19 protein-coding genes and 2 pseudogenes are annotated in these 18,605 nt (G+C 44.9%); 9 read left to right on the top strand and 12 right to left on the bottom strand.

Annotated features, from left to right (window positions below):
* Nucleotides 1-116: 116 nt before the first annotated feature.
* On the top strand, nucleotides 117-890 hold the full coding sequence (locus tag UA76_RS04090; protein WP_047043334.1) for a lipid-binding SYLF domain-containing protein: 774 nt from the start codon (nucleotides 117-119) through the stop codon (nucleotides 888-890).
* 425 nt (nucleotides 891-1,315) lie between these two features.
* Here UA76_RS04090 and UA76_RS04085 read toward each other — a convergent pair whose 3' ends face one another.
* On the bottom strand, nucleotides 1,316-1,564 hold the full coding sequence (locus UA76_RS04085) for a hypothetical protein (RefSeq protein WP_047043332.1): 249 nt from the start codon (nucleotides 1,562-1,564) through the stop codon (nucleotides 1,316-1,318).
* An 883-nt stretch (nucleotides 1,565-2,447) separates the two neighbouring features.
* Here UA76_RS04085 and UA76_RS04075 point away from each other — a divergent pair.
* On the top strand, nucleotides 2,448-3,539 hold the full coding sequence (locus UA76_RS04075) for a BamA/TamA family outer membrane protein (RefSeq protein ID WP_047043348.1): 1,092 nt from the start codon (nucleotides 2,448-2,450) through the stop codon (nucleotides 3,537-3,539).
* A 59-nt stretch (nucleotides 3,540-3,598) separates the two neighbouring features.
* Nucleotides 3,599-4,099, top strand: coding sequence for a hypothetical protein (locus UA76_RS04070; RefSeq protein WP_047043328.1), 501 nt, complete (start codon nucleotides 3,599-3,601; stop codon nucleotides 4,097-4,099).
* Nucleotides 4,100-4,203: 104 nt separating this feature from the next.
* Here UA76_RS04070 and UA76_RS04065 read toward each other — a convergent pair whose 3' ends face one another.
* Complete coding sequence (locus UA76_RS04065) at nucleotides 4,204-4,605, bottom strand: hypothetical protein (protein ID WP_047043326.1); 402 nt, start codon at nucleotides 4,603-4,605, stop codon at nucleotides 4,204-4,206.
* A 302-nt stretch (nucleotides 4,606-4,907) separates the two neighbouring features.
* Between UA76_RS04065 and UA76_RS04060 the strand changes: the two genes are divergently transcribed.
* Nucleotides 4,908-5,699, top strand: a complete 792-nt coding sequence (locus UA76_RS04060) for a LysR family transcriptional regulator (RefSeq protein ID WP_238322178.1) — start codon at nucleotides 4,908-4,910, stop codon at nucleotides 5,697-5,699.
* Here the strand turns inward: UA76_RS04060 and UA76_RS04055 are convergent.
* Both UA76_RS04055 and UA76_RS04050 read right to left on the bottom strand, forming a co-directional pair.
* A complete protein-coding gene (locus UA76_RS04055; protein WP_052771944.1) occupies nucleotides 5,694-7,187 on the bottom strand; it encodes a phospholipase D-like domain-containing protein in 1,494 nt (497 codons plus the stop codon). The genes UA76_RS04060 and UA76_RS04055 overlap by 6 nt on opposite strands.
* A gap of 286 nt (nucleotides 7,188-7,473) precedes the next feature.
* Entirely contained in the window at nucleotides 7,474-8,244 is a 771-nt protein-coding gene (locus tag UA76_RS04050; protein WP_047043323.1) for a DUF4344 domain-containing metallopeptidase, read from the bottom strand.
* 131 nt (nucleotides 8,245-8,375) lie between these two features.
* Between UA76_RS04050 and UA76_RS04045 the strand changes: the two genes are divergently transcribed.
* Entirely contained in the window at nucleotides 8,376-8,732 is a 357-nt protein-coding gene (locus UA76_RS04045) for a YibL family ribosome-associated protein (protein WP_047043321.1), read from the top strand.
* 78 nt (nucleotides 8,733-8,810) lie between these two features.
* On the opposite strand, the gene UA76_RS04040 is transcribed toward UA76_RS04045, so the two are convergent.
* The 7 genes and pseudogenes from UA76_RS04040 to UA76_RS04015 form a co-directional block, all read right to left on the bottom strand.
* The gene (locus UA76_RS04040; protein WP_047043318.1) at nucleotides 8,811-9,470 is read right to left on the bottom strand and encodes an HAD family hydrolase; all 660 of its coding nucleotides are present in this window, start codon (nucleotides 9,468-9,470) and stop codon (nucleotides 8,811-8,813) included.
* A gap of 2 nt (nucleotides 9,471-9,472) precedes the next feature.
* Nucleotides 9,473-10,492 carry an ABC transporter ATP-binding protein gene (locus UA76_RS04035; protein WP_047043315.1) on the bottom strand — a complete coding sequence of 340 codons (1,020 nt, stop codon included), beginning with the start codon at nucleotides 10,490-10,492 and terminating at the stop codon, nucleotides 9,473-9,475.
* On the bottom strand, nucleotides 10,489-11,292 hold the full coding sequence (locus UA76_RS04030; protein WP_047043312.1) for an ABC transporter permease: 804 nt from the start codon (nucleotides 11,290-11,292) through the stop codon (nucleotides 10,489-10,491). Before UA76_RS04030 ends, UA76_RS04035 begins: the two co-directional genes overlap by 4 nt.
* Nucleotides 11,293-11,296: 4 nt before the next feature.
* Nucleotides 11,297-12,213 (bottom strand): annotated as a pseudogene (locus tag UA76_RS04025) (ABC transporter permease).
* Nucleotides 12,210-12,902 carry an alkaline phosphatase family protein gene (locus UA76_RS04020; RefSeq protein ID WP_420340896.1) on the bottom strand — a complete coding sequence of 231 codons (693 nt, stop codon included), beginning with the start codon at nucleotides 12,900-12,902 and terminating at the stop codon, nucleotides 12,210-12,212. Before UA76_RS04020 ends, UA76_RS04025 begins: the two are co-directional and overlap by 4 nt.
* Nucleotides 12,903-12,926: 24 nt before the next feature.
* Nucleotides 12,927-13,015, bottom strand: a pseudogene (locus tag UA76_RS25580) (alkaline phosphatase family protein); the annotation flags it as partial.
* Nucleotides 13,016-13,027: 12 nt separating this feature from the next.
* Entirely contained in the window at nucleotides 13,028-14,080 is a 1,053-nt protein-coding gene (locus tag UA76_RS04015) for an ABC transporter substrate-binding protein (RefSeq protein ID WP_047043309.1), read from the bottom strand.
* 201 nt (nucleotides 14,081-14,281) lie between these two features.
* Here UA76_RS04015 and UA76_RS04010 point away from each other — a divergent pair, with 201 nt between their 5' ends.
* The 4 genes from UA76_RS04010 (at nucleotide 14,282) to UA76_RS03995 (ending at nucleotide 17,676) form a co-directional block, all read left to right on the top strand.
* Nucleotides 14,282-15,010, top strand: a complete 729-nt coding sequence (locus UA76_RS04010; RefSeq protein ID WP_047043306.1) for a UTRA domain-containing protein — start codon at nucleotides 14,282-14,284, stop codon at nucleotides 15,008-15,010.
* Nucleotides 15,011-15,180: 170 nt separating this feature from the next.
* Nucleotides 15,181-15,660, top strand: coding sequence for a YehS family protein (locus UA76_RS04005; RefSeq protein ID WP_047043305.1), 480 nt, complete (start codon nucleotides 15,181-15,183; stop codon nucleotides 15,658-15,660).
* 272 nt (nucleotides 15,661-15,932) lie between these two features.
* Nucleotides 15,933-16,589, top strand: a complete 657-nt coding sequence (locus UA76_RS04000) for a nitroreductase family protein (RefSeq protein WP_047043302.1) — start codon at nucleotides 15,933-15,935, stop codon at nucleotides 16,587-16,589.
* Between the two features lie 169 nt (nucleotides 16,590-16,758).
* On the top strand, nucleotides 16,759-17,676 hold the full coding sequence (locus UA76_RS03995) for a LysR family transcriptional regulator (RefSeq protein WP_047043297.1): 918 nt from the start codon (nucleotides 16,759-16,761) through the stop codon (nucleotides 17,674-17,676).
* A gap of 108 nt (nucleotides 17,677-17,784) precedes the next feature.
* Here UA76_RS03995 and UA76_RS03990 read toward each other — a convergent pair whose 3' ends face one another.
* Nucleotides 17,785-18,516, bottom strand: coding sequence for a hypothetical protein (locus UA76_RS03990; RefSeq protein WP_047043294.1), 732 nt, complete (start codon nucleotides 18,514-18,516; stop codon nucleotides 17,785-17,787).
* Nucleotides 18,517-18,605 lie beyond the last annotated feature (89 nt).

The raw sequence follows: 18,605 nt of genomic DNA, 5'->3' as shown, positions 1-18,605 counted from the left end.
GAAATAGTCAAACCAGAGTAGAAAGTCCAGAGTCGCAATAACGAGAGTATATTGCAGCTTTCCTTTAAGACTATGAGTTCGACTTTTTAATACATGATGTTTAATAGGGGCATGGTATGTCTAAATCTAAAAATTACACTCTAAAAATCATTAAGTTAGCGACCATGTTTCTATTGAGCTCATTGAGCAGCGTAGCGTGTTTCGCTAGCGAGGTGCCAAGTCAAATTGAACCACCTAAACATTTATCTTCTGCTCAACAGCGTATGTATGAGAAAGCGACTGATGTTCTGCAGCAAGCCGATTCACAGTTCATGCGCTTTGACGAAAACGAGTATTGGGATTCGGTAAAAACCACTACAGGCATTGCAAAAGCGGTCGTTATTTTCCCAAGCAGTCATCAACTTGGTTTTATTGTCGGTGCTCAGTGGGGGAGAGGAATCATGCTAACCCGTCAGAACCATCAGTGGAGTGCGCCTGTATTTGTTCGATATAGCAGCTTGATGTTCGGCTTGCTGGCTGGCATGCAACAAGTACAAGGTATAGGGGTAATTCTAAGTGATGATGTGGTGAAAGATATTATGAAGAAACCACTTCGATTGGGTGCAAGTGCTGATCTTACCATCATCAAAGGAGTTAGCGGTAAATTGGTTGCGGGAGCTGAAGGTATTTCAGCCTTGATGATCTCCGAAAATCGAGGTGCCTACTTTGGCGGCAGTATGGACTCTGTGCAAATAACCCCAGATAACACGTTGAACCGTGCAGTGTATGGCCCTAAGGTTGATATTGATAAGATACTAAGTCATGAAGTGTCCCCGAGCTCCCCTTTGGCGGATAATCTTGTTAAAAGATTAGAGGTATCTGCTTTCAATTCTGTGTTTAATCAACAGTAGCAGCCTCGACGCTCCTGCATTCACTTATCAACAAAGCCTCTTCAAGCGGAGAGGCTTTGTTGTATCCGCAAGACTATGAAGCAGTGGTATAAAAAGTATTCCCCGTGTTTGTCAGGGAACTCTTCCTTAGAAAGCCTTTTTGATTTGTACCGACTCCTTGATTCATCCAGCCAATGGAATAAACAACCCTTTCTATTATTTGGCTAGCTTTTGCTGAATTGAACCTGGATGAGCGGTGATGAGTGAGTATTAGTGTTGTTAGAAGTAGCCCGTGGATGGGCGAATAGCGCCTTTGATAAGGACATCATGGGATATCAAAGTTAGTCGGGGTAAATAAGTTGTTGTTATGGAGCACTAATGGCAGGCAAAAAAAAACGGAAACCATATGTAGTTTCCGTTGTAAAGGGAGTAAAAACTAAGGGGGATCAGTTTGCCCTACTATGCTTAATTGCTTCTGTCAGGGTTTCTCTAATCATGATAGGAAGCATTCCATGGTCTATAATAATCTCTTCTTCGGGGCTCCAGGCAAAGTGCATGCCTTTGGCTTTGCCTTTATCTATCCAGGCAACATGGTAAAGCTTATATTCTGGAATTTCGAGTAAACTACAATAATCATGCTTTCCAAGGTGATTAATATATGGAATGTCAGTGATACGATTTTCATTTAACAACATACGACCTCTCTTATAACTTTAAATGAATATTTTAGTTCTGTAAGAGCAAATGAATTTAGTTTGTTTGTCGGCTTAAATTTATTTGAATTCAGCACAACTTCACGAGCAGTTTCTAGAGTGGCAAGTGTTGTTGGTATTGGGTACATGGTGCCGTCATACTCTAGTCCAATCGTGTGCTTGTCATAAATATTTCTATATAAATGCACATTAACTATGGTGTATTTTCTTGTGGTCATAAATAAGTCTTATTAGCTGGTAAGAATAAGTTTTGTTATCGACTTTATTAAAATTTTATTAGTAGGTTGAAATATATAATTCGAGCTAGGTATATAATTAAAGCCTAAACAACTGTTAGAGCTATGGGCATGCTAGCCTTGGTAATGTTAATGTAAGAAGACCGAGTTGAACCCCAATGGCATTAATGGTTCTCCTACATTAGTTCGGCTTATATTATCGTATGCATTATATTGGTAATAGTTAGATTCTATTGGATTATCAGATGGTTGATGTGCAATTTAAACATATAATTAACCGTGAAAATTGGCCTATTGATCTTGATGAAAATAAGTGTGTTAACTGCATACTTTTTTCTCTACCATGCTTGCCTTGATGTAAGTTCGCTAACTATGGAAGTGATGATATTTTCTGCTATCAATCAAAGTCGACTGCTGGCGAAACAGTGCAAGAGTGTACCTGAGACTTTTTTACATATCGAAGTGCCATCATACAAATTCTAGCTTAAACCTGAACAACCTATTTTAATAACGCATAGTTACTAACTCTCACTATTAGATGTTTGCTTTTAGTATGTCATTAACGACAACAATTCAGAGCATTCACTATGACCTTTAAAAAAGCAGCCTTTGTTACAGCGATAGCAATAATGACTAGTTCTACCCAAGCTAGCCTATTTGAACAATTTGTTGATCCAGAAGATGGCCAGCTCGATGCAAGTCAATGGGTACTCAATAATAGCCATGGATTTATGCCACTGCCTTTTGCGATTACCGAACCTGCGGTGGGAGCTGGTGGTGGAGCAGCCTTACTATTTTTCCATGAAACGGAGGAGCAAAAAGCGCAACGTAAAGCCGATCCCGAGGCAGCTCGTGATATGCCATTGAGTGTTTCTGGTGTTGTCGCTGGTGCAACCAGTAACGGGAGTTATGTCGCAGGGGGCTTTCACTCGGGTAATTGGTTTGATGACAAAGTGCGCTATTTTGGTGGTTTGTTTGGGGCTTCTTTTAATTTGGACTATCACGTGGCTGATGGGCTAGATCCCGCCAAGTTTAATATGGAAGGCCTGTATTTTACGCAAGACGTGGATGTGCGGATTGGAGAATCCAACATTTTTGTTGGTGGCAGCTACACCTATATAAACAGTGAGACAAGTTTTGATGTGCAAGAGGTGTTGCCGGGTATCGACTCACTCAATTTCAACAGTAAAGACGCTAATGTCACTTTAAAGCTGACTTACGATGATAGAAACAACCAAATTTCGCCAAGCGCAGGCACTAAAGCTGGTGTGGCATACAAGCTTCATAACCCTGCATTCGGTGGCGATTTCGATTACAAAGTGGTTCACGGTTACGTGCATAACTACAACCCATTGTTTGATAACTGGGGCCTCGCGATTCGTGCTGATATGAAAGCGTTGGATGGTGAAGCGCCTTTCTATGCGCGCCCCTATGTTGACATGCGCGGTATGCCCGCCATGCGATACCAAGGTGATGAAACCGCGCTAGCTGAGGTAGAGCTTAATTATCACCTTAATGAGCGTTGGACGTTACTCGGTTTTACTGGTGTGGCAAAAGCAACCGATGCGCAACAGAGCTTTGATGATGTCCCAACACTCGCTATGCAAGGTGCGGGCTTCCGTTACCTCATGGCGCGCCATTTGGGAATGAAAACAGGGGTTGATATTGCCAAAGGCCCAGAAGAGTGGACGCTCTACATCCAATTTGGGACAGCTTGGTAGTAACAGAATTTTAGTTAACAAAGCGCTGTATGGCGCTTTTTATTTGGATGGAATTTATTATGTTAATGCATTTTTTAGATCCAAAGGATAAGACTCAGCTATGGAAGGTGGAAGAGCAAGGGCCAGAATTCCGAGTTCAAAAGATTACCCAAAATTTCGATGAATGTTGGCAAGTGTTGCCCCGTGAAGCGGTATGTCAATGGTTTGAATGCGAAAATTGGCAGGCCTTGTATAAGCTAAAAGTGAAGACTGAGCCATATAACGGGTGGGTTGGATTTGGTTATCGGCGATCCGCTTATACCACTTGGCTCGTATACGCATATCTTCGCCGCCACCCCGTTTGGCGAGGGAAAATAGATCGCATGATTGAACCTTCAAGTTGTCTATCAAAAAATGCAGACGGTGTGGAAGTTGTTCAGTGCTGTATTGACGATTTAACCTCTAGAGTGAAAGAAGTTGGTGAGCAAGCCTTTATTGGTCTTCACAGTTTGAGTTCATATGCCGATGTTGAGATGACCAACTGGCGAGAGCTAACACTAAATTGGCAACTTGATGTTTAGTGTAGCCGAACATGGTTTCAACCTATGGTTCAGGATCGGGGAAAGCCCTAAGATAGGGCTTCCTTATAAGCGATGTTTGTTATCTTGAACTATAGTCGTAGCGCTTAAAAGTAGTTCTGATTTGGGTAATGAAACTCCTCAGGCCTTTGCATTTGATTATTTGGACTTTGGTTTTGATTTTCTAGGAATCGCTGACCATCGTAAAGAGCTGTTGGATAAACATCGCTTACGATGAGTTCAGAGGACGTCGATACGCCGCTTTTCTTTTCCTCTCCACTGGCTTTCAAAGAGATGTAGTGACCACCTACTTCAATGTTTTCAAGCAGTGCTTGGTATTCCACGTTGAGAGGTTGTGTTGAATCATGAGAGGTCGCCAACACCGATTGAGCATTAAAAGCAATAGGCAACATGGCGCTAATATCCATACTTTCATTCGCAGACACCTCTAATGCGAACGTTCCCATTACTGCCGTTAGTCCAACTAAAATTGTGGTCGTACTGTTCATAATGCGCTCCTTTCAGCTCAATTGAGTTGTGTGCTGTTGAGACTATGTTAGAGCTGAATATCGAATACCTGTAATTAACACCTATTCGAAAATCGAATAAAAAAAGGTAATTTTACATCACGAAGCGAAGAGTTTATGTTGACTTGAACCTATATGTTTTATTAATGTGTAAACAACAAACCCAACTGAATTAATAATAGGTCTACTATGCTTAATCTTGAACAGTTAACGGCATTCATCGCCGCCGCCGAAAAGGCTCATTCTCTGCCGCCGCACGTCACTTAGGTAAAAGTCAGAGTTCAGTGAGTATTGGAGTCAACAATCTGGAACTAGATTTAGGGGTGACATTGTTTGATCGCTCAACCAAATACCCGAAGTTAACGGTTCAGGGTGAGCACCTGTATGAGCAGTCTAAGGTATTGATTCGTCAAGCTGAGCGCATTCATAGTTATGCGCAAGGCACTTTGGAAGAGGTGGAAGATACTATTCGAATTGGTATCGACCCTTTGGTTCCGCTTTCCGTGATTGATAGTGCATTGGAAAAGATGGCTCAGAAGTTCCCATTTACTCAGGTGCAGCTACAAAAAATGTACGGCGAGTCTTTGGTCACTGCAGTCCAAGATGGAGAGTTGGATCTCGCGCTAAATCTTGCCTCCAAGGCGGTGCCTGATTACTTAGAGTTCATGGTCATTGAACAGATCGAGTGGGTATGTGTGTGTAGTCCCGACTCGAGTTTTTCAGATATGGACGAGGTAGATAACGAAACCCTGATTACCGAGCGTCAAATTGTGTGTACCAGTATGTTAGAGAACAGTGTTCTGAAAAAAACGGGTAAAATTTCTCAAGAAATCTGGCAAGCATTTGATCAAGATGACATGGTGCGTTTGGTCGAGCAAGGATTAGGTTGGGCCTTTTTACCTAAATCAATGGCGATTGAACGACAAGCCATGGGTACATTGGTCGAGTTCCAACCTGAGTTCCAGCGCACAGGGATGTTCTATGGCGCAGATTTGATCTGGAAAGGAAACAAACAAGATGGCCCTGTTGTCAGTTACCTAAAAGATCTCCTGACAGCGAAGCAACAGACCCTATAGTTGAGATTCTCCCGGAAGAAAACGCGCGGCATTCAGCAAAAAACGCTCCCAAAAATTACTGTGCGGCTCATGATGGAATTCGTCTTCATGAGCCGCTTTTTTGTGCCAAGAGATTTGGTCATCTTCTAATGTGACGGCAAAAGCTGAACTCGCGATTACGTGCTCAAAAGTTTGGGCCATATCTTCGGCAAGCGGGACTGATTTGATTACAGCACCGATCTCTGTGTTTTCATTAATCGAGCGAGGATCAAGGTTCATACTACCGATAAACACTGACTCCCGGTCTGCAATAAAATATTTCGAATGAAGACTGAGTTTGATTTGTGGGTGTAACGCTGATTTGCTGTCGAACTCGTACAGTTCAACCCCCATGGATAGCAGGTTCTTACGATGGTTAAGATAACCAGCATGGGTAAGGGGGACGTCGTTTGACTTCAATGAGTTGGTCAAAATCGTGACTTTGACGTTACGCTGAATAAGCGCTGCGAAGAAATCGAGATCATCTTTTTCTGGAACAAAGTACGGTGAGACAATAATCAATTCCCGCTTGAGATCACTTAGAAATGGAGTCAGCTTTGGAGCAAGGTGAAATTCCTTTCTCTCTTTGGGTTTGAGAATTTTTACGGGCTTATCGACGAGTATATGTACTTTGCCCTGATACTGGTTTGAAGAACATGGGGCATCGTTTTTTCTCTTTAGTGTAATTGACAGTAACTGTTCGAAGTAGCGCTTTTCATGCAAGGTGATGAACTCTGGCTGAAGTAATCGTTCTCTCTCTTTCGATATTTTAGATTCTGCACGTTGTCCGAACAGTAGCTCTGTTGGGTAGGCCAGTTCATGGCTCCAGTATTCATCGAATACAAGGCGTAACTCATTGGCCACCTGTCCGCAAAGTTGAACATCCAAATCGTTAAATTGGGTTTTAGGGCTAGCATCAAAGTAAACGTCGCCAATGTTTCGGCCTCCAATAATAGCGATACGGTCATCGATGACTAAGGATTTGTTGTGCATGCGCCGAGTGACGCCGCCAAAGCGAGTGAGCATTTGAGTAATCCTAGGTTCAGAACGATAGAACGGATTGAAGAGCTTTACGTCAATGTTGGGATGACTGCTGATGGCCAACAAGATGTTGTCTTTGCCACCTAATGCGATGTCATCAAGCAATAGGCGGACCTTTACCCCACGTTCAGCTGCTTGCCAGAGCGCTAAAGTAAACATGTGCCCCGATATGTCGGCATGATAGAGGTAGTATTGAACATCTATCGAGATTTTGGCCTGATCAATAAGGTGCAAGCGGGTGGCGAGCGCATCTAAACCGTTTTCTAGCAAGGTGACGCCAGTTTGGTTATGAGTTTGGGATTGAGATAGTGAAGCAGTCGTGCTCTGCATAGAACTTTCGCTTGTTTTAGCCTGAAAGTGAGAGTTGTCAGGCAGCTGACTACAAGCAGTGAGCAATAGCATTAATGGAAGAAGTCGTTTTTTAAACATTGTTTTTCCTGCTTAAATCGACGCTAAGTCGTAATGGGATTCCAGTTTTATTGATATAGCTGGGCGGTCCTCGCTCACTATTTGAGTCTGTATAGGTTAGAAAAAGTCTTTCTTACCATTCATAAGAGAGTGTGGCGGTTTGAAGAGGAAAGTGAAAGATTGGAGCTATGCGCTTTTGCGATAGAAGTTGTGAGGAAAAAATAGTGGGGGAGCGCGTTGTAACAGCTTGCCCTAACCTGATTCGGAGAGAAGTAGTAGCTTTGATGGCGTCAGAGTTTTCTTGAAGTCACTCAGGGGTAAAGTAGTGATGCCAGTTAGCGTTGATCACGTCAAACTGATAAATGCAGAAGTCTTTGCGCTCCATTCGATACTCTTTTTCCACTTCATCCAACAAGTTAGCGTGTTTTTCAGGGTCGCTTCCGTACACTAAGCACAGTGTGGCGAAGTAACGCTGCAGATCGAAACTATGCTCTCCTATGTATTCGTCGACTTGGTAGTAATCGGGCTTATCGTCGGACTCAAAGGCGAACAAGTCTGCCGCGCTAATGGTCATGGTGTCGCCCTCTTCCAAATAGTTGAGCATCAGCACGGCGGCAAAGTTATCGGCCGCATCCTCCTCTTTGCCCAAAATAGGGATGGACTGATCAGCAATGTAAGCATGTGCGGCTTCGTGTAACAATGTGTGGAGTAGAATGTCGACCGTGCCATCTTGAGCTGTGCGGTCAAAGTTCTTCTCGTAATCGTTTTTGCTGAAGTAGTTGAATGAACTGGTCACAAACTCGTATGGCATGTGTACGGTGTGCGCCTCTGGATCATACAAAGGCCCATCTTCACTGCCATATTGCAGCTCTAGAGGTTTGTTAAACTGAAAATGCTCCGCGCCCAGTTCAAGGAAAATATCGTTTACCCCACTGCTTTGAATCAGTGCCTTGGCGTCAACCTCTTGCTGACCTTGCGGCTCTATAAAGGTGATATTGATGTTATTTTCGGCGGCACTTAACGATGAGATCGTTAAAGTGGTTAAGAGTAAGGTGGCAGCAGTGCAGAGTCCTTTCATCAGGCTTTTCCATAAGTCTTTGTTAATTTATCTATTGTAGCCTACTAAAATGGTGGTAGGGCGAAGTGAGTTGCTATGATATACTCCGCGCCCACTTGTTTTCATCCCTGACATAGAAAGAGTTAAAGACCATGACTGTAAAAAAAGAAATCCAGCAATTAAACAACCGCTTGGACACTTGTCGTCGTAAACTCGACGCTGCGAAATCTCGTCGCGATAGCGAAATGGTAAGCAAGTTCACGGATGAAATTGAGAAATTAACCAAAAAAGTAAATCAACTAAAACACAAGCAGAGCTTCGACTTGAACAAAGAGCGTAAAGCTTTGCTAGACATGCCTTTCTCACGTGAAATTACCAAAGCTGAACAAGCGGATATGGGTAAGCTGAAGAAGTCTGTGAAAGGTCTAGTTGTGGTTCACCCAATGACTAAAATTGGTAAAGAGCTGCGCCTATCGGTAATGACGGGCTACGCACCAAAAACGTTTTAATCTTGGGTTAAACTCAAGCAAATCAATAAAAAAGCGCCAAACGGCGCTTTTTTAGTTTTTAGGGTTTGGCTCAATAGCCTAATCCCAATTCAATACCGTCCAGTTATCACGATGTGAGAACTCAGCTAACTGCGGGCATGGATTGACCAGATAGGCGTAATCGGCGTATTCGCACAGAGGTAAATCGTTGATTGAATCGGTATAGAAGTGTACCTCAGAGTAGCTTTTGGGCTGCTGTTCTAACCAAGCTTCAAGGCGGGTGACTTTCCCTTCGCGATAGCTAGGTACCCCTGAGATCTGCGCGCTGTAGCAGCCCAGTTTTTCAACCATATCAATGCCGAGCGCTTGTGTTAGCCCCAACCGACGAGCGACTGCCTCCACTAGAAATGACACGCTGGCTGAGATAATCAAAATATCGATGCCATCGCGTTTTAGCTGTTCAAGCAGCGTCTTAACCGATTGAAACAGCGTCGGCATCACATGGGAATCCAAACATTCTTCCACCAGTTGATGGACTTCGGCGATAGGCAAATGTGCTATCGGCGCCATAGCGAAGGCTAGGTAGTCTTCCATATCCAATTCGCCTTGTGCGTAAAGCCCCATTAAACGCTGATCTTCTTCCAGGAAGTTTGGATCAGTGGCGATGCCTTTTTCAACTAGGAATGCGTTCCATAACATTGAGCAGTCGGCGTTGATGAGTGTTTCGTCCATATCAAAAACATACAAAGGGTTGGACATGTTTAGGCTCTCACAGGTTGAATTTCGTTTAGATTAAAGAGTAGTTCCATTTTGCTGCCATTAGCGAGCAAGCGCTCGGAAGAGCGGTTGAGCAGATCGACGGTAAGGTCGCATTCATCAACACTGACTTGATAGCGAATCACATTGCCAAGTAGCTGGTGGCTTTTAATCGTGCCCGATTGCGGAGCGGAGATGTGCTCACCGTACTGACGGCCTTGCTCTTTAACGTAGATAGATTCGGGGCGAATGGCGACTTTCCAGTCAGTGTCTATGTTAAATAGCTGCTTGGCTTTGCTTGCTTCAACTAAGTTGTAATGGCCCATGAAACTGGCGACGAACTCATTGGCAGGATGGGTATAGATCTGCTCAGGTGTGCCTGCCTGTACGATCTCGCCTTTGTTCATCAGGAAGATGCGATCTGACATGATCATCGCTTCTTCTTGATCGTGGGTGACAAAAATAGTGGTCAGATCCATCTCTTTTTGAATATCGCGGATCTGTTGACGTAAATGCTTGCGGATCTTGGCATCCAGCGCCGAAAGCGGTTCATCCAGTAGCAAAATACGCGGTTTAACAACCAGTGCACGGGCAAGAGCTACGCGCTGCTTTTGACCACCAGAAAGCTCATGGGGGTAGTGCTTCTCTTTACCTTTCAGGTCCACAAGCTCAATGACTTTGGCCACTTCGCGCTCTATGCTTTTCGCATCTAACTTTTTCATCTTTAGGCCGAAAGCGATATTGCCTGCTACCGTCATGTTAGGAAACAGGGCGTAGGACTGAAACACCATGCCAATCCCACGCTGTTGTGGCGCAAGGTGGGTGATGTCTTCACCATCGACCGAGATTTGTCCACCATCAATGGGGTTAAGCCCAGCTAGGCTACGAAGGAGAGTGGATTTACCGCAGCCGCTTGGGCCTAAAAGCGTGACAAACTCACCCTTCTTAATGGTAAAGTCGATCGCTTCAAAAACGGTGTTATCGCCAAAACGTTTGGTTAATTGGCTGGTGGTTACATAACTCATGATTGGGCTCCTCGGCTAAAGCGACTTGCTAGCCAAGTCAGTAAGAAGATGAACAGGAAGTAGGTCATGACTAGGGCCGAAGTAAAATGGCCGCTAGTTTGACGCATGTTGTACAAGTAGATTTGTAAGGTTTCATAGCGCGTACCAACAAGGATGTTGGCAAAGACAAACTCTCCCAGTAAGAATGAGAAGGACAGAAACAGCGAAGCCAATAACCCTTTTCGCAGGTTCGGAATAATGATGAGTAGAAACGCCTTGGTGGTACTTGCGCCCAGCAGGTGCGCCGCATCCATTAAGTCTTGTAAGTTGATTGCTTCGAAACTGTTGGCAATGGCGCGATACATGAAAGGCAGCGCGATGGTGAAGTAGGTACCAATCAAGATCCACGGTGTGCCGATAAGCGATATTTGGCTGTCGGCATACAGTTGAAGCAAGCCTACCGATGAGACCACAGGCGGCACCGCAAACGGCAGTAGAATGAGGATGTTCATTAACTTGTCGAGTTTTGGAAAGTAGTAGAACACCACAAAAATAGCCGGTAAAACCAAAACCACGCTCAGTAACAGGGCGGCCACGCAGATGAACAATGAGCGGCCAAAGGCTTGCAAAAATCGTGTGTCTGTCAGCAGCCTAATATACCAATCTAACGTGAAGCCATCGGGTGTGACGGTGGCGCCCCAACTCGATGAAATGGAATACAGAAACGTTGCCAGTATCGGGATGAGTATGATACCCACAATGGAATAGACAACCGCTTTATGGAAAGTCGCTTGCTGAAAGCGGGAGTTGATGTTGTGCATACGCTTATTTCCCTTCTCTTTTTCCGCTGTGTTTTGCCGTATAGCTTTTGCTGATCAACCATTGGTTGATGATGGTGATAAAGGCAAGCATTGCCATGAGAATCACTGAGATTGCCGCCGCTAGGTTAGGCTCTAGGAACAGATCTCCGGAGACTAAACTTGCGATACGTACAGTAATGACGTTGTAGTTTCCATTGGTGAGGGCATAAACGCTGGCATAAGCCCAATGGCGTTGGCAATTAAAATGATAAAGGTGCCCAAAAGGGCGGGTGACAACACAGGCAGGGCAACTCTCGCCCAATATTGTGACGTTCTTGCGCCAATCAGCGCGGCCGCGGCTTGCCAATCATCGCTCAGGGCATCAAACGCAGGGTAGAGCAGCAGTACTGCCAGCGGGATCTGGAAGTAGATGTAAATGGCGAGCAAGCCCCATTTGCCATACAGGTTAAAATCGCCAATCAGCCCATATTGCTTTAGCAGCAGTGTAATCGCGCCATTGGTGCCGAGAATAATGATGAAAGCGAACGCCAGTGGCACTCCAGAGAAATTGCTGCTCATATTGGTAAAGGCAATCACCCCATCACGCACTTTACAATCGACCCTACGCAGAGACGACACTAATAATGTGGCGATAGCCAACCCAATAACACTCGACCAAAAAGAGAGCCATAAACTGTTACTGAATGCTTGCATCATGAAGGCAGAGTCGAGCACTTCAATATAATTCTCTAGGGCGAATTCTCCATCATAGATGAAGCTGTTGATCAGCACCCAAATCATAGGGGCCAGCTGAAACAGATAGAAAAACAGCGCAAATGGTGCAAGCCATAACGCAGGCTTAAGCCGTGTTAACCATGTCTGATATTTGGGCTGGCTTGCACTGGCTTTTTTGACATTGTGAGAAAGGGTTGAACTGTTCATAGGGCTAACAATTCCTGCGTGTACGGCTTAGTGTGGTCTAGCCTTAATAGCTGACATACAGAGCCACAAAGTTCGGTTTGCTTCACTTGGCACGCTTGGTGACTAAACTGATCGCCAATGACAAACAACGGAACTTCACGCTCTTCGGCAAGAATGCCACCGTGAGACTTGTCGTTGTTCATCCCATGATCGCTAGTCACCATAATTTGGTAACCATCACTTAGCCAGGCATCGATATAATGAGACAACAGTGCATCCGCTTTGCGCGCACAATTGCGGTATTGATGAGAATCCAAACCGTGCTTGTGCCCCATGTCATCAATGTTCATTGGGTGAAGCAGTAGAAAATCTGGCTGGTGCGAGCGGCGTAAATGCTCGGCATCTAGAAACAAGGCTTCATCTGGGTAGTGGTCCCAATGGTAGAAACAGCCGTGTTGAATATTCATGGATTCGTCATCCGTGAAGCGGTCGCGCACGGCGTTGTATGGCGCTCGATTATAGAGTTCACTTACCCAATGATAGGCGGCAGCGGCGGTCACTTTGCCTTGGGATTTTGCCAAGCTGAAGATTGAGTCGTGATGTGATAAACGAGAAATGTCATTGCTCACAATGCCGCTGTCGACTGGCCGAACACCCGTAAGGATGCATTCATAAAGTGGTCGAGATAAAGACGGCAGTTCACTTTGCAGTTGATAGAGGGATGTGCGTTGCTGCTCTAGAAGGCCATTCAGTAGCCCATGCAATCACGGGCTACCTGATAGTTGAGTCCATCTAGAACAACAAGGATAACCTTATTGCTCATAGTGGTTGACTCTTATTGCTGGTGGATAAGTACGTTCTCCTGCCACTGACGTGGTAGGCGACGTGCTGATTTTTCCCAAGCAGAGAAATCCGTCACAGGGTGTACATTGCTGTACTGGTCGTTCGAGATTAGCTTGTCTTGTACCGATTGAGGCAGAGTCACGTTCGTGCGAATCGGGCGTGCGTAACCTTCTGCTAGGTTGATTTGGCCTTGGTCGCTGAAGATGTACTCACGAGCCAGCTTAGCTGCATTTGGGTTTTTCGCGTATTTGTTGATGATGGTCGTGTAGCCAGAGATTACCGAACCATCTTGTGGAATGTTAACCGTAAAACGCTCACGGTCGATGCTGTCACGGTAGTTCAACGCGTTGAAATCCCAAAGAATAGCGACTTCCACTTCGCCTTTTTCAAGGTTAGCAATACTTGGATCCGTGAAAGACAAACGGCCTTGCTTTGCCAATTCTGCAAAGAAGTTGATGGCCGGATCTAGGTTCGACTCATTGCCGCCTTTGGCAAAGGCTGCGGCTAGGATTGCGTTGTTTGCTTGCGCTGCCACGCCCACATCACCCACCGTTACTTTGTAATCACCTTTTAGCAGGTCATCCCAAGTTTTTGGCGCATCCTTAACTAGGTTGTTGTTTGAAATGAATGAAATAGTGCCAGTATAAGCAAGTGCCCAGTGACCGTCTTCATCTTTTGCCCACTCAGGAATATCGCTCCATGTTTGTGGCTTGTATGGCTGAGTCACGCCCTTTTTCACTGCAACGCGGGCAAAGGCAAAACCAACATCACCGATATCCGCCGTCGCGTTGCGCTTTTCTGCTTCGAACTTAGCGATCTCTTGCGCCGAACTCATGTCTGTATCTTGGTGCTTTAGGCCGTAGTTCGACTTGATGTCTGCCCACGTATCCTTCCAGTTTGCCCAACTGTCAGGCATGCCCACACTGTAAACCGCGCCCTCTTTTTGAGCCGCTTTAATCAGTGAATCTAGGTCGGCATCTTTTGCCATTGCTGGTACTGATAGTGTTGCGGCAATCAGTGCCACAGGTGCTAGCAAAGTTTTCATTGTCTCTATCCTTCTGGACTAGGTCAGTAAGTTCAATGATTATGCTAGGGACTCAATGTGACGTTTTTGCTCGACTTAATTGACAGTTTTCCTTCGGTTATGTGGCAGTTGTATTGCAGTTCTTCGTTTTGGCCTTGTCATAAATCTGTTACCTGTGAGTCGTATCTTGCTAGTCATAAAGTGCTATGGACTAGATCAGAAATGAGAGCAGGCAGCATCAGCCAATTTGGAACGCAATTAGGCAAAATTAAAACGACGCTAAGAGAACAAATTAATAATGGAATCATGGACGAAGGGCAGAAGTTACCCTCTGAACGCGAACTGAGTGAGTTATTTTCCACGACTCGAATAACCATTAAAGACGCCCTTGTTTCTTTGGAAACTGAAGGGCTTATTTATCGTGAAGAGAGAAGGGGCTGGTATGTTTCCCCATCGCGTATTCGTTACAATCCACTCTCTCGCAGCCACTTTCATCAGATGATTGCCGAGCAGCGACGTACCGCTCAAACTGAGCTAATTAATGTTCGTAAAGAAATGGCAGTCGGTGAGTATGCCGAGGCATTAGATATCTCGGAAATCACCCCAATTTATGTGATTGAGCGTCTGAGAACGATTGATGGCCGTGGTGTGTTATTCGTAGAAAATGTACTGAAATCGTCATTATTTGAGGGGATCTTGGAGGAAAACCTAGCTGGCTCTCTGACAGGTATTTACCGAGATAAATATGGCTACGAGACTAAACGCTCACGTTTTGAGGTCATTCCAACTTCGGCTCCAGCGTATGTAGCTAAGGCGCTTAACTTAGCGGCAGGCCAACCAGTTATGAAGATATGTCGCGTTAACTACAATCAAGATGGCGAGTTAATGGACTGCGAGTTCGAGTATTGGCGACCTAATGCGATAAAGATTTGCATCGATAGCGAAGGCTAAACTCTGATGGGTGCGAGCCCCAAACCAAGCTTTATGCCATGACGTTATTTATATAGATAGTGCTCATTCTCTGTTAGAGTCGCTCCTAACAAATGTGGGTGATTGTTCCTGATTAGGTCGTTGTCTAGGAAAGCACCCGCGTTACCTATTAACTCTGTTAGGATTCCTAAGTGACTAATAACGAAATTCTGCGTCGAATTCAGCACGCTCTCAATCTTAAAAATTCCCAAATAATGAAAGCCTTTGAGCAAGCAGATGCACCTGTTGCTCATGATCTTGTAGCCAACTGGCTCAAAGATGAAAGCGAGAAATCTTGCGTTAAGGTGAAAGATAAAGAGCTAGCGACTTTTCTAAATGGTTTCATTAACCTTAAACGTGGAAAGAAAGACGGAGAGCAGCCTAAGCCGGAAGCGACATTAACCAACAACATGATCTTTATGAAGCTGCGTATTGCTCTAAACATGAAAGCCGATGATGTATTGGATGTGCTGGAAGTGGTTGGCGTGAGTCTGAGTAAATACGAGATTGGTGCCTATTTTCGTAAGCCAAACAATAAGAACTTTAAAGAGTGCGAAGATGAACTGCTGTGTAATTTCCTAAACGGTGTGCAGTTTACTCAACGTCCTGAATCTGAAGAGTTCACCGGTTAGCCTTTCTTATTCTCGCCGTATTCAATAGTTAAAAAGCGCCAATGGGCGCTTTTTTTGTGGGTTTTGGTTTGCCTTTCTATGTCTATGCATGCTGATCAACGGGAAGAGCTTTGAATTTACTATTATCAACAAAATCTAAAAAGTGATTACTCATACATAGGTATTATCAATAATAGTTCGTACGGCTATGATAGCGCCACTTTATGGGTTTTGGCAGACAGGGTCTGTGTTTTATTGCCCAATTTATTAAATAAAAACAGATAGGTAGAGTCATGAGTCATCCAATTATTTCAGATCTAAATCGCCGCTACACTGCGAAGAAATTCGATCAAAGCAAGCGCATTTCTGCTGACGATATGAACGTAATTAAAGAAGCGATTCGTTTGTCGGCTTCTTCTATCAACTCTCAGCCTTGGAAGTTCATTGTGGTTGAAAGTGACGAAGCTAAGCAACGTTTCCATGACTCATTTGCCAACATGCACCAGTTTAACCAGCCGCATGCGAAAGAAGCGTCTCATACAATTCTGCTTGCGTACGACCCTGCGTTTACCAAAGAAAAATTCGCAAAACGTGTGGACGCAGAAGTGGCGTCTGGTCACTTACCTGCAGACATGTACGACATGTTTATGGGCGCTTACGCATTCGCTGAAATGAACACCGACGAAGAAGGTTTCAACGGTCATTGGACTAAAGCACAGGTGTACATTGCACTGGGTAACCTTCTGCACACACTCGCACGTCTTGGCATTGATTCAACGCCGATGGAAGGGGTGGACTCAAGCTTAATTGGCGAGATCTTCAAAGATGAACTTGATGGTCACGTTTGTGAAGTGGCGCTTGCAATTGGTTACCACAAATCAGGTGAAGACTATAACCATGGTCTACCAAAAGCGCGTCTACCAATGGATGATGTTGTGACAACGGTTTAATGAAATACATGAAGAATAAGGTTTGAACTAAGCCCTCTACGGATAAAGAAATAAAAAGCTGCCATTGGCAGTTTTTTTATATTAAATGAAGACATTAGGATTGGTGCTACTATCTGTGATAAAACAGATTCTTGGCGCAGAGCTCCAGCGTTGACGAGAAGGGAAAGAGATGAACATTGATCATTTAAAGTTGTTCGTACGCGTCGCGACAACACACAATATTAGTGCCGCGGGGCAAGAGTTCGGCCTGTCAGCGGCGGTGTCGAGCTCGTACATTAACAAGCTCGAAGAGTCTTTGGGCATTCGCTTGATTCATCGAACCACGCGTAAAGTTTCGCTCACCGAAGAAGGTATGGCGTTTCTGCCTCATGCTGAAGAAGTCTTATCCAGTGTGGAAGTGGCGCGCGCTTCGGTAGGGGCGGGCAGTGCTCGCCCAACAGGGACACTTCGCGTATCCGCACCTGCCTCTTTTGGCCGAATGCATCTGATTCCCGCTTTTAAGCAGTTTATGGCTGAATATCCAGAGCTTAAAGTGGATTTTCGTTTGTCGGATTCGATTGTCGATTTAGTCGAAGGTGGCTTCGATATTGCGATTCGAAATGCACCACTTCAAGACTCGACGCTGGTGGCGAGAAAGATTGCGGACGATAAGCGTTTAGTCGTCGCCTCGCCTGACTATCTCGCCAAGCATGGCACACCACAACATCCCGAAGATCTGCTAGAACATTCTTTCATCTCCATGCCAGGGCTTGAATCATTCACTTTCAAGACACAGTCTGGGGAGATTCAGGTTAAGCCAAAAGGCCAGTTCAAAGCTGACAGCGGTGAGGCGGTGCGCGATGCCAGTGTTCATGGTTTAGGTATCACGGTGAGCTCGACATGGTGTGCGTATGAGCATCTGAAAAGTGGTGAATTGGTGTCGATCTTGGACCACACGCCATTGGTGACTAGCTCAGCGATTTGGGCCGTTTATCCCAGTACCCGTTTACTCGCGCCTAAAGTACGCGTGTTTATCGATTTCTTTACCGAGTACTTTGGTACGCCAACCTATTGGGACCAAACCTGCAAACAGAAGAAGGCCTCTTAACTGAAAGCGTGCGCTCTCCAAAAAACAAAGGCTCCTGGATTAGGAGCCTCTTTCTGACGTTGTAAACTTTCCGATTTTATTCACTTTCTGTTTTTGTGAACCAGCGACTTAGAAGTAGTAGTTCGCTTGCAACCAAGTGACGGTATCGGCTTTAGTATCGTTGCCAATTCCTAGGCCATTTTTCTCACTGCCTTTGATTTTAGCAGTGTGTTCTACCTTGAAGCCGACAGAGATTCTATCAGCCACCATGTAGCCGCCGCCTACTTCGATCTGGTTTGTGAAGGTCTCACCTTCTGCGTGATAAGTTGATTTCGGGTTTGCGTATAGCCAGTGGCCTCCATCAAAACCGTACATGCCGTAGATACCGGCTTGAGCAAGTGCGCTGTCTTTCTCTAGACCCACTGCGTTTTTGCCATCTTTAGATGCAGTGTAACCCGCTGATAGCATTGGGAATACAGTGATGTTGTCGGTTAACGGCATTTTGTAGATGGCACCACCTAATACGGTTGTTTTGTCTGCACCACCAAGTACATCGACTGAGTACCCTAAGCCTTCAGTTACATGGAAGTAGCGACCGCGGTAGTTAAATACGTCTTTAGATTCAGGGCGCTTACCCTCTGCATCTTTAGTTCTATCAAATCCAAGGTCGAGCTGGAAAATGTTTGAACCTGCACCGTACATCAAATTGAGTTGGCCTTTATCTTGTGCGCCACTGATACCTACCGTAGAAAAACTTGCTGTTGGATCACCATAGTTAACCTCTTCCTGAGCTGGTGTGTCGTTTGCAAGTGCTCCTACACTTACGCTAGCGAGCATTAAAGCTAATAGTGATTTTTTCATGAGTGTTGTCTCATTTGCGTTTAAGTTGGGATTATTATTAGCCAAATCACCGATAGTTATAAGTTAGTTACCATTCGATTTTTGAATAG

The sequence above is a fragment of the Vibrio mexicanus genome (assembly GCF_001012815.1).
GTDB lineage: Bacteria > Pseudomonadota > Gammaproteobacteria > Enterobacterales > Vibrionaceae > Vibrio > Vibrio mexicanus.
The sequence above is the reverse complement of the archived record's forward strand: the minus strand, read 5'-3'. Positions and strand labels throughout refer to the sequence as shown.